This window comes from Microcystis sp. M113S1 (genome assembly GCF_020246945.1).
In the GTDB taxonomy this organism is placed as follows: domain Bacteria; phylum Cyanobacteriota; class Cyanobacteriia; order Cyanobacteriales; family Microcystaceae; genus Microcystis.
In genome coordinates this window covers 1-11,002 of sequence record NZ_JADBSA010000108.1, presented here as the reverse complement: position 1 = coordinate 11,002, position 11,002 = coordinate 1, and the positions used below count along the sequence as shown (strand labels likewise).

The following is an 11,002-nucleotide window of genomic DNA, read 5'->3' as shown; positions in this document are numbered from 1 at the left end:
TTTCTAAAGGTGGTAAACGACGTAAATATGGTGGCTCTACCACAAGACATGGGTTCCGTAAAGGAGATTTAGTTTCTTCTCCCAAAGGAATTGGTTATGTTAGTGGAGATACCGAAAAACAGTTATCTGTAAGCGATACCAGTTGGACACGATTGGGACAGATAGCTGTTAGCAAGATTCAGTTAATTCGTCGTTCTAACGGTTTAATTGTTTCTCGCTAACTTATATAAAGCCGCCCTCCGCTATCGCTAAAGGGCGGGGTTTCAGACCCACTTTTTCGATGAGAGACAAACAGTCAGAAATTACCAATATATCCACCCCTAGAGATTCTGATCTTTATTCCTTGCCTCCGGCCGTCCAACGGGCTGCTAATATCCTTTTACGTCAGGGAAGAATCGGTTTTTGGACGCAGATTGTCCTGGGCGTAATTTCAGGGGTTTTATTACTCATTGCTACCGCTAGTTTATTAGGGACGAGACAACGCACTTCTGGCATTGAAATCGGTGTTTTATGTGCCATTGGTGGGGCTGGTTTCTTGGTGGTTGCCATTTTCTTTTCCTCTCGTTACATGAAAATTGCCCGTCAAATGTTGAGGGGTGATCAAGATAGTCGCCCGAAAAAATCCGATACTATTCAGTTAATCCGTCAGGGTTTAATCGCTAATATTATCGGGATGTTTTTAACGATTTTGGGAGCGCAAGCGTTAGCGGGAATCGTCTTAATTAAATCCCTCAATGTTCCCCAAGGTACTTTTAATGTTGCCTCTAACCCCAGTCAATTTGTTAATTCGGTTGACCTGTTAATTGTGCAGGCTAATACTAATACAATTCTCGCTCACTTTACTGGTATCGTTACTTCTTTGTGGCTTCTTAATCGTATTACTTCTAAATAAATATGGCCATGCAACGCACCCGTTTAAGTACACTGGCTAATGTCACCAGCAGTCGATTTAATAGCTTTTTTGGTAATCCTTGGCGGCGGATTTCCCTACAGATAATTTGTGTTTTATTTGGAACTTTTGCAGGTCAGGCAATTGTCACCACTGCTGGACAAACTGCTCAATGGGATGTCACCGCTGCCGGTTTATTAGTGCTGTTTACGGAGGCGATTAGCCGGATTGTTTACCGAAAAAGTTCTCAGGCTAAACCCGCACCGATTCTGCGAGAATCTTTCAATTTACTAAAAATTGGTATCACCTATAGTTTATTTCTAGAAGCCTTTAAAATTGTCTCTTAAATAGGGCTGGCTGAATAAATCTAAAAACCTTGTTGGGTAAGACTTTTAGACCTTTTGTCAATCAAAAAGTACCAGATCTGGGAGTGATCGGGGGAAAATTCCGGGACTTTTTCTCTGAAAATTAGGTAATTGACCCCCTCAAAATCGGTAAAACCCCACCACACCCCACACCCCACACCCCACACCCCACACCCCACCAACAAACTTTTTGCCGCAAACCCTAAATAGAGCATTTAATTGATTAATGCTCATTCTTAATTCTCCTGACGACCGACTACTGGCTCCTTACTCCTCACCTAACGGAAGATTTTTGATTTTTGCAAGAGGTCTATTAAAAAAACTGTCCACTGTTCCTGAGAAACGTTAACATAAATTAACAACCCCTTAACAACCGATAAGATCATCCTCAATTTATCAGGAGTTCGACAGCGTGAACAAAAACGGTAATAACAAAAAATGGCGCAATGCGGGACTATATGCCCTATTGTTAATCGTAGTCCTTGCCTTGGCCTCAGCTTTCTTCGATCGCCAGCCGGCAGTCCAACAGACTTGGAAGTATAGTGAATTTTTACAGGAAGTGCGGGAAGGTAAAGTGGAAACCGTGCGCTTAAGTGCCGACCGGCAGCGAGCGATCGTACCCACCCAAGATGGAACGAATGTATTAGTTAACCTGCCCAACGATCCGCAATTAATCAACATCTTGGCAGAAAATAACGTTGATATTTCCGTACTGCCCCAAAGAGAAGAAGGAGTATGGGTAAGAGCCTTCAGTAGCCTCTTTTTCCCCATTTTGCTTCTTGTTGGTTTATTTTTCTTGCTCCGTCGCGCCCAAAGTGGCCCCGGTTCCCAAGCGATGAACTTCGGCAAATCGAAAGCAAGAGTACAGATGGAACCCCAAACCCAGGTTACTTTCGGTGATGTGGCTGGGATTGAAGGGGCAAAATTAGAATTAAACGAAGTGGTGGACTTCCTGAAAAATGCCGATCGCTTCACGGCAATTGGGGCAAAAATCCCCAAAGGAGTCCTTTTAGTCGGTCCTCCGGGGACAGGTAAAACCCTGCTCGCTCGCGCAGTAGCTGGCGAAGCAGGAGTCCCGTTTTTTAGCATTTCCGGTTCGGAATTCGTGGAAATGTTCGTCGGGGTGGGTGCTTCTCGCGTCCGCGACCTATTTGAACAAGCGAAAGCGAATGCACCTTGTATAGTTTTTATCGATGAGATTGATGCTGTCGGTCGTCAACGGGGCGCCGGTTTAGGGGGGGGTAACGATGAACGGGAACAAACCCTCAACCAATTATTAACGGAAATGGACGGTTTTGAAGGTAATACAGGTATTATCATTATCGCCGCCACTAACCGCCCCGATGTGCTGGATTCCGCTTTATTACGTCCGGGTCGTTTTGATCGCCAAGTGGTGGTAGATCGTCCCGATTACGCTGGCCGTAAGGAAATCCTTAATGTCCACTCCAGAGGCAAAACTTTGGCTCAAGACGTGGATCTCGATAAAATCGCCCGTCGTACCCCCGGTTTTACCGGTGCCGATCTAGCTAATTTGCTCAACGAAGCCGCAATTTTAGCGGCACGTCGCAATTTAACCGAGATTTCTATGGATGAGGTCAACGATGCGATCGATCGTGTCCTGGCAGGTCCTGAGAAGAAAAATCGCGTCATGAGTGAAAAACGCAAAACTTTAGTTGCTTACCATGAAGCTGGTCACGCTTTGGTGGGTGCTTTAATGCCGGATTACGATCCCGTCCAGAAAATTAGTATTATTCCTCGCGGTCGCGCCGGGGGTTTAACTTGGTTCACTCCTAGCGAAGATCGCATGGAATCCGGGTTATATTCTCGCGCTTATCTGCAAAATCAGATGGCTGTAGCTTTGGGGGGTCGTTTAGCTGAAGAAATTATCTTCGGTGAGGAAGAAGTGACTACGGGTGCTTCTAATGACCTGCAACAGGTGGCACGAGTAGCGCGGCAAATGGTAACTCGTTTCGGAATGAGCGATCGCCTGGGACCGGTGGCCTTAGGTCGTCAAAATGGTAATGTTTTCCTAGGTCGTGATATCGCTTCCGATCGAGATTTTTCCGATGAAACTGCGGCAGCTATTGACGACGAAGTGCGTAACTTAGTGGAACAGGCCTATCGTCGCGCTAAAGAGGTTTTAGTCAATAACCGCGCCATCTTGGACCAGTTAGCGCAAATGTTAGTGGAAAAAGAAACCGTGGACGCGGAGGAGTTACAAAATATCCTCGCTCATAACGATGTGAAAATGGCGGCTTTAGCTTAAGTTTTGTAACATTTTCTTGACAAACAGCATCCCGATGGGTGCTGTTTTTTTGTTCAACGAAAATTAATGACAAACTTAATAGCTGTTAATCGGGTGCATCTCAATTTTTGTCAATCTACTAATTTGGGATTTTTAAGCGGAAACTTTCTCCTAAAATTGGGCATTACTTTCGGTTTTATCACTCAATCCAAGCTTTTGGGGGGTAGAACCCCCCAAACCACGGAGCGTATTAGTTTTTCGGTGGGATGCTTACAGATAGCTGCTGATATATCTGTAATAATTTAAGAGTTACTGATAATTGCTGATTGTCGATATTTCTGCAAATGTGGGATGCACCCCTGTTAATCAGCTTAAAAATACCCTGTTTAAATGCGTCTTAGCTTAACAGTCCTGTCTTTTCACCGTTCACTGATTACTGATTACTGTTCACTGATTACTGATTAACGTAAAGCCAACCTAGAACGGAGGGGTTTCCCACCCAAAATTTTCGATGACTACTTCCTCTTTCCCTATTCTGATTGTTATTTGTGGGGCAACTGCCACGGGAAAATCCAGTTTAGCCCTACAATTGGCCGAAAAGTTTAATTCAGTAATTCTCAGTGCCGATTCCCGACAAATCTATCGAGAATTTAATATTGGTACCGCTAAACCTAGCTTAGAAGAATGTCAGCGGATTCCCCATTATCTAATTGATATTTGCGCTCCTCAGCATAATTTTACCCTAGCACAGTACCAAGAACAAGCTGAGGATTTAATCACCACTCTCCACTATTCTCCTCTGTTTTTGGTCGGTGGTACGGGACTTTATATCAAGTCCATTGTCAAAGGTTTAAAAATACCGAGGGTTTCTCCTCAAGCGGATTTAAGACAGCAATTACAAGCTTTAGGGCAATCCTATCTTTATCAGATTCTGACGCAGGTAGATGAGGAGGCTGCTAAAAAAATTCATCCCCATGATCAGATCAGGACTTTACGCGCTTTAGAGGTTTTTTATCTGACAGGAAAACCTATCTCTAGTCAGCAGGGAGAAAATCCTCCCACTTATCCGATTTTACAAATTGGTTTAGATTGTTCCCCAGAAAGTTTAGGCAAGCGGATCACTGTTCGTACTCATCAAATGATCGCCAGGGGATTAGTCGCAGAGGTGCAGAATTTGGGGGATAAATACGGTTGGGATTTGCCACTTTTGCAGACTTTGGGTTATGCAGAGATTAAGCAATATCTCCTCGGGGAAATTTCTTTAGAACAGGCGATCGATCTAATTATCCTCCACACCCGTCAATTTGCTAAACGTCAGCGCACTTGGTTTCGTGCCGATGCTGATATTGTCTGGTTTCCCGTCGATAAAGAAAATTTATTGGAATCGGTGGAACGACAAATTATTTTTTTTCTTGAGGGGTTGTCAAGGCCCGATATAAAAACACATCATCCTCATTAAGGATTAACCGAAAGTTGTCATTTTGATTCAGTTTATTTAAGTGATCATCAATTAGTTCTGGTGAACTAGACCAACCGGGATGACGGCGATCGAGTAGGATATAATTAAATTGATTTAAATCTAGGGATTGGGAACCTTCGATCGCTAATTTGATTATTTCTCGATGGGTAAGATGGGGGGCAATTCTAGAAGTAGTCAAGACACTCTCACCGGTGGTAATTTGGGTTAGAGCTTTTTGGGTAGCTGCCCAAGTATCAAGGGAATTTAAATATAGTGACCAAAAATAGCCGTATTTAGCTAAGGCAAGAAAGGCAATAATTGCCCAAGTAATTATCCATTTAGGCTGCTTCAACCAGTTACTATTCTGGGCTAAAGTGGCGATAACCGCTAGAAATAAAAAGGGCAAAATTGGCAGGGAATATTGAGTGGTTAAGTTTTTTTGTGGGGCATGATCTGCTAATAAATTTAAAGCGAGTGCGGGAATAGCGGCAATTATTGGGGCAGAATAGCGCCAGGATAAACCCCAAAATAAGGGAATAATTAATAGGATTAGATATTCTAGATTATTGCCAGTAAAGATTTTTCCCAGGACAAGATCGGGTTTGAGGAAAAGATTAAAGATAATTGCTGGCAAACTATCTCCTAGATAACTATATCGAGAATCAGCCATTTCGATAACTGCCGATTTTCCTGTCAGGAGAGGGATTAATAATTTCGTGGTGATAATAAACCAAAGAATGCCGCTAATAATAGCAATTATTCCCGAGATTTTTTTCTTTTCCCAGAGAAGTAACCAGATACCCATTCCCAACAATGTTAAAGAGAGAATTGCTTTACAACCGAGAATAATAATGATTCCTAGACAAAATCCCCAGAGATTATTTAATCTTGCTGCCAAAATTGTCCAAAAAATCGCTGGCACTGCGATAACTTCGGGATGAAAATCAAAGAGATTAACATTAAAAATCAGGGGATAGAGCAGATAAACTAAGGCTAATGTATAAGCTTGTTTTTCTTTTAATCCCGCTTGTATAGCCAATTGCCAGAGGGGAAAAACTGCAAGGGAAAGGGAAAAAGCTTGTAAGAAAAGCAGCCAATAAACGCTAGGATAAATTTTATAAAGTAAGGCTATAGGATAGAGAATAAAAGCGATATGATCGCCTAAAATATGGTAGCCAACAAAAGATATAATCGGGGTTTTTCCTTGAGAAATTAGGTAAACTCCTTGATCGAACCAACCAAGATCGAGAGCATTAGATTGAAATAAAATATGTCTGATAGCACTGCAAATAAACAGGATTATTGTACTGGAACTAACTAACCAAAATAAATCATTTTTTTTGAGCATAATCGTTAAGTTTTACTGAGATTTTTCGGGATTATTACGACAATACTGCCAGGTATGTATAAAATAGGAAGCAACTTCAGTAAACCATGTTTTAAAAATATTTCTGTTCTCACTGGTGACGATAACCGCATTAATAAACTCTTGCCATTGGGGATCATTAGCGGGAAGAATGAAACCATAATAATCACAATTTAAAGGATTGCGCGGGATAAGTTGATAATCTTTTTCTAAGGATAAACCGAGGATAACAGCTTCTCCAATTAGCAGAATACCATCACTAGCAAAAGCATCTATTCTATTCCTTCTTAAACTTTGGATACCTCGCAGTCTTCCCGTCACTCCTTGAAATTCTTGATAGGTAGCAAGAGGATATTTTTGTCTTAATAATTCTTGAGTGCTGGTATCTCGCAAAACTCCAATACTTATACCTTCTAAGGACGAGGAAAAGTTAAAATTCTTCTGATTATCACTCCGAACTAAAAACTGAGTTCCCGTGACAAAAAAAGGACGAGAAAAACTGACACCATCAGGTATATTTTTTCTGATACTATTAGGACCACACTCGAAATCAACGGTTTTATTTTCCAATAACTGGAAGCGATTAAATAAAGTTGATTTATAAATTTTGACACTGATGATCCGGAGGTTTAATTTATGCTTTAGTTGTTCTCTAAGCAATTGGATAAAATCTAAGCATAATCCCTGCAAATTATTATTACTATCTCGATAGCCAAACGGAATTGCATCTTCTCTCATAGCTACTTCTAATAATCCCGTGCGTTTAATTTTTTCTAGAACCGTTTCAGACTTAGCTGGGAGAGCAGCAAAAAAATTAGATAAAATAACGAGAGTAAGAATGATTAATTTCATGACTTTTGCCGAGATTATTTAAGATTTGTTATGACCGTGATCCCATTGATCTAAAATATCTTTGAATAGTAATTCATCTAACCATGTTTTTACTACCACTGTCAAAGGTAAAGCCAATAATAAACCTAAGATGCCAAATATTTGAGCGAAGAATATTTGAGCAATTAGGGTAATTGCCGGTAATAAAGATACCTGTTTAGCCATGACAGTGGGTGTCAACCAATAACTTTCGACATTTTGGATAATAAAATAGAGAATCAGAATAGCGACAATTTTCCAAGGTGCATCGATAACAGCAATGAGTATCGGAAAAATCACACTAGCAGTCGGTCCGATATTAGGGATAAAATTGAGCAATCCTGCTAGGATAGCATGAACGAGAACTAGATTAATTTGTAGAACCCAAAGACCGAAACCACTGAATAATCCTACCATAGTTGAACTAATGGCAATTCCCAACAACCAATTACCCAAACCCGCTTCCGATAGGGTAAGAATTTCCTCGGCACGACGACGATAGAAGTTAGGAAATAATTTTAAGAAAGCTTGTCGATAGGGTTGGGGATTGGCTAACATCATCATTGCTAACACCAGCACGAATAATAATTGCAAAATTGCCGCAACTGAGTTAGAAAAGAAAGTAAAAAAGTTACTAAAAACAAAGGTTCCTAAAGGTTGTAACTGCTGGACTAAATCACTTAAATTAGGCAGCGATGGCAACCAATCAAATTGGAATTGTTGTCGCCATCGAATCGAGTTATTGCGGACTAAATCCCAAGCTTGCGGTAAAAGTTCAATTAATTTTTGGAACTGTTCAACAAAGGGGGGAACGATAATTACAAAAAATAAAATCACAATTGCTAGACTCGTCAGCAGGGTAATTAAAATAGCCAACCCCCTTTTAATCCCTAATCTCTGCAATCCTTTTACACATCTATTTAAGGCTACGGTAAACACGATCGCCATAAAAATCAATAATAACAGCTGTCGAATCTGCCACAATACATACAGAGCCATTATTAAACAGATAAACCCCAACCACTGACCAAATTTCACAACCTTGATTTATCCTATCGGGACAAGTTTTATCATACAGCAGTCGGTCGTCAGCCTTTTCAGTTATCAGTTATCAGTTACCAGTTATCAGTGGGACTCTGGTTCTTCGTTACTCGGGACGGTTCCATCGGGGGGCATAAATCGACTAAATCCTTATCTGGCAAGAGACTTAATTGATTAGTTCGTTCTAGAGGGAAAACAATTGACAAAAATCGCTAAATGTCTTTCTCTATAAGGGTTTCATCCCTTATAACCCCGTCCATTGCATAACACAAACAAAAAGAACCTGGAGTGTTAAGTGAGCAGTATATGGATGACAGCAAGAGTGCTGTCTTTTCACTGATTACTGTTTACTGTTCACTGATAACTGACCAAATCTCCCCACCTCCCCACCTCCCCACTTCCCCACTTCCCCACTTCCCTAACAGCATAAATTAAGTTTTGTATCGATAACTTGCTAATTTTGCTGTTATATGCTATACAATTACAGCCCAAAACAGGATAGAAAAACGAGATTTTCTTAATTACCAGACATTTTCTCAAATTTTATGGCAACTATCCCAGAGTCAAATTATCCTGAAAGAAATCCTCTCCCAGAAAATCCGACCAGACTCAGAAAAATTCTGGCCATTAATGCTTTTATCCTTGTACTAGGACTTCGATGATGAAAGAATTGGAGCGATACTATAAAGTTTTAGGGTTAGATCATGGGGCATCTCTCGACGAGATCAATCAGGCCTACAAGGATTTGGTGTTTATTTGGCATCCCGATCGCATTCCCAAAGATAATCAGCGTCTTTTGGAAAAAGCCACCGCTAAACTGCAAGAAATTAACCACGCTAGGGAGCAATTGCGGCAAATCCATCAAAATTCTCCTAAAAGCTCCAATTACGCCCCTAAACCTGAAAAAAAGCCCGCCCACGCTTATAAAACTGCTTCCCCCTATCAGCCTCACCCTAGCCAACCCGGCCAAAATTCACAAACCCACAGTCACAAAACCCCTAGTCAAGAAACCCATAGTCAACACAGCCACTCCCAGAATAACCATCAGGTTCACAATCAGGCCGCCTGGCGCCCTCACTATCGGGACTTAAACGGAGCCGATTTACAGGGGGCCAACCTGAAGGAAAAAGATCTCTCTAATCGCAGTCTCATCGGGGCAGATTTAAGCCATGCCGACTTAAGCGATAGCTTCCTGCACAAAATTAACCTAGAAAAAGCTAATCTGTACAAAGCTAATCTTTTTCGCGCCAATCTCCTCGAAGCTAACCTTAAAGGCGCAAATTTACAGGAAGCCAATCTCATCGGGGCCGATTTAAGCGGGGCGGATCTGTCGGCGGCGGATTTACGCGGGGCAAAAATTGGCTTTGGTAAGCGTATTATGGTGAAATTAACTGGGGCAATTTTAACAGGAACAATTCTCCCCGATGGTTCGATTCATCAATAGACCTCTTGCTAATTTTGATCTCCCTTTAATATGAACTATCACCGGATGGGCATTTATTACACAATCGCTGCTGTTTTTCTAGGGATACAATTAGCTGCAGGAGAAAATTTATCGGCAGCAAATCCAGATTTTCTACGACTACAAAAAGCTCTAGAAAAACACAATTTCATCGTCAAAATTGCCCCGCCACCCGTGCGAGGAGCCTACGGTTTATTTGATAGTAAAACTAGAATTATTTGGATTCATCCCCTAGTTTTTGACTTAGGTATTGCCCGACCAACATTGATTCATGAAGCTGTCCATGCCACTCAACTTTGTCATGGAGGCAAAACAGTTAAAGCTCTTAATTTAGGGATAGAACCACCAGCAATAACCAGAAGATTTTTTATGAATTATGAAGGTTTTAGCCGGCAAATTGAAGCCGAAGCCTATACTGTTCAAGTTCAGCCCGATGGTCTAGATTTAGTGATTTCTTTACTGCAAAAATATTGTGCTTAGAAAACCTGTCGATAAATCTACCAATCCCGTTCTAATTCTTCGGCCACACGACGATAATCGGCGCTCGCTTCTTGGGCATTTTTACCGCGCCAATTGGTAATAGCTACCCCGTCTAAAACGGCTTTTTCGTGGGCCTTATAATTTCTGACAAAAGCATGACAGGCAGGAATACCTAATTCTAATAAAGTATTTTGTGCTTCCAAAGTTTCCTTAAGACTACGGGAATCCACTTTCGTTAACAAAACCCGATAGGAAATTCCTAGGGGTTTAACTGCCGTGCGTACCGTGTCAATTAAAGCCATTAAATCCATCGGTGCGGGAGGAGTCGGTAAAATTAAATAATCTGATTCTGCTATTACTGCGGTAAGTAATTGGGAGCGCAAAGCTGGTGGTGTGTCAATCACGATCAGATCGTACTCGATAATTTGACGCAATTCTCCTAATTTCTCTGTATTAATTTGCTTGGCTAAATCAAATACCATATCCCCTTGATTTCTTTCTACCCACCAAGTGGAGGAACCCTGGGGATCCGCATCCACCAGCAAAACACGCTGATTTTGCCCCCAAATTGCCGCTAAATTGACCGCAGTGGTGGTTTTACCCACACCACCTTTACCGTTGACAACAGCCAGAATTTTGGGGCTATTAGGCTTTAATTGCGAGGTTGTTGAGGAATTGGACATTTTCAGTTATCAGTTATCAGTTATCAGTTATCAGTTATCAGTTATCAGTTATCAGTTATCAGTTATCAGTTATCAGTTATCAGTTATCAGTTATCAGTTATCAGTTATCAGTTATCAGTTATCAGTTATCAGTTATCAGTTA

At 41.3% G+C, this 11,002-nt stretch carries 10 protein-coding genes and 2 pseudogenes; 7 read left to right on the top strand and 5 right to left on the bottom strand.

Translation table 11 applies throughout. The features are described from left to right. The 5 genes and pseudogenes from IM319_RS05760 to miaA all read left to right on the top strand — a co-directional run. A pseudogene (locus IM319_RS05760) lies at positions 1-221 on the top strand (RRXRR domain-containing protein); the annotation flags it as partial. A 59-nt stretch (positions 222-280) separates the two neighbouring features. Beyond that, positions 281-892: a DUF3611 family protein gene (locus IM319_RS05755; protein WP_002800798.1), complete on the top strand. Its 612-nt coding sequence runs from the start codon at positions 281-283 to the stop codon at positions 890-892. Between the two features lie 2 nt (positions 893-894). Next, the gene (locus IM319_RS05750) at positions 895-1,236 is read left to right on the top strand and encodes a DUF565 domain-containing protein (RefSeq protein WP_287734970.1); all 342 of its coding nucleotides are present in this window, start codon (positions 895-897) and stop codon (positions 1,234-1,236) included. 430 nt (positions 1,237-1,666) lie between these two features. Next, entirely contained in the window at positions 1,667-3,520 is a 1,854-nt protein-coding gene (gene ftsH3, locus IM319_RS05740; protein ID WP_287685790.1) for an ATP-dependent zinc metalloprotease FtsH3, read from the top strand. 490 nt (positions 3,521-4,010) lie between these two features. Continuing rightward, positions 4,011-4,958 (top strand): tRNA (adenosine(37)-N6)-dimethylallyltransferase MiaA, encoded by a 948-nt coding sequence (gene miaA / locus IM319_RS05735; RefSeq protein ID WP_286826679.1) that lies wholly within the window; start codon positions 4,011-4,013, stop codon positions 4,956-4,958. On the opposite strand, the gene IM319_RS05730 is transcribed toward miaA, so the two are convergent. The 4 genes and pseudogenes from IM319_RS05730 to IM319_RS05715 form a co-directional block, all read right to left on the bottom strand. Beyond that, on the bottom strand, positions 4,900-6,306 hold the full coding sequence (locus IM319_RS05730) for a DUF2079 domain-containing protein (RefSeq protein WP_287734968.1): 1,407 nt from the start codon (positions 6,304-6,306) through the stop codon (positions 4,900-4,902). The genes miaA and IM319_RS05730 overlap by 59 nt on opposite strands. Positions 6,307-6,318: 12 nt before the next feature. After that, a complete protein-coding gene (locus tag IM319_RS05725; RefSeq protein ID WP_287685786.1) occupies positions 6,319-7,176 on the bottom strand; it encodes an amino acid ABC transporter substrate-binding protein in 858 nt (285 codons plus the stop codon). A gap of 18 nt (positions 7,177-7,194) precedes the next feature. Next, positions 7,195-8,232 carry an AI-2E family transporter gene (locus IM319_RS05720; protein ID WP_287734967.1) on the bottom strand — a complete coding sequence of 346 codons (1,038 nt, stop codon included), beginning with the start codon at positions 8,230-8,232 and terminating at the stop codon, positions 7,195-7,197. A gap of 77 nt (positions 8,233-8,309) precedes the next feature. Next, a pseudogene (locus IM319_RS05715) lies at positions 8,310-8,507 on the bottom strand (hypothetical protein). A 389-nt stretch (positions 8,508-8,896) separates the two neighbouring features. Between IM319_RS05715 and IM319_RS05710 the strand changes: the two are divergent. Beyond that, the gene (locus IM319_RS05710; RefSeq protein ID WP_287685792.1) at positions 8,897-9,679 is read left to right on the top strand and encodes a pentapeptide repeat-containing protein; all 783 of its coding nucleotides are present in this window, start codon (positions 8,897-8,899) and stop codon (positions 9,677-9,679) included. 45 nt (positions 9,680-9,724) lie between these two features. Continuing rightward, on the top strand, positions 9,725-10,177 hold the full coding sequence (locus IM319_RS05705) for a hypothetical protein (RefSeq protein WP_287078577.1): 453 nt from the start codon (positions 9,725-9,727) through the stop codon (positions 10,175-10,177). A 17-nt stretch (positions 10,178-10,194) separates the two neighbouring features. Here IM319_RS05705 and IM319_RS05700 read toward each other — a convergent pair whose 3' ends face one another. Next, complete coding sequence (locus IM319_RS05700) at positions 10,195-10,860, bottom strand: ParA family protein (RefSeq protein WP_286826634.1); 666 nt, start codon at positions 10,858-10,860, stop codon at positions 10,195-10,197. Positions 10,861-11,002: the final 142 nt, after the last annotated feature.

Coding starts and splice junctions, on each gene's coding strand:
- IM319_RS05750 (WP_287734970.1), top strand. CDS start 895: ATGGCCATGCAACGCACCCGTTTAAGTACACTGGCTAATGTCACCAGC.
- IM319_RS05730 (WP_287734968.1), bottom strand. CDS start 6,306: ATGCTCAAAAAAAATGATTTATTTTGGTTAGTTAGTTCCAGTACAATA.
- IM319_RS05710 (WP_287685792.1), top strand. CDS start 8,897: ATGAAAGAATTGGAGCGATACTATAAAGTTTTAGGGTTAGATCATGGG.
- IM319_RS05725 (WP_287685786.1), bottom strand. CDS start 7,176: ATGAAATTAATCATTCTTACTCTCGTTATTTTATCTAATTTTTTTGCT.
- IM319_RS05755 (WP_002800798.1), top strand. CDS start 281: ATGAGAGACAAACAGTCAGAAATTACCAATATATCCACCCCTAGAGAT.
- miaA (WP_286826679.1), top strand. CDS start 4,011: ATGACTACTTCCTCTTTCCCTATTCTGATTGTTATTTGTGGGGCAACT.
- IM319_RS05700 (WP_286826634.1), bottom strand. CDS start 10,860: ATGTCCAATTCCTCAACAACCTCGCAATTAAAGCCTAATAGCCCCAAA.
- IM319_RS05705 (WP_287078577.1), top strand. CDS start 9,725: ATGGGCATTTATTACACAATCGCTGCTGTTTTTCTAGGGATACAATTA.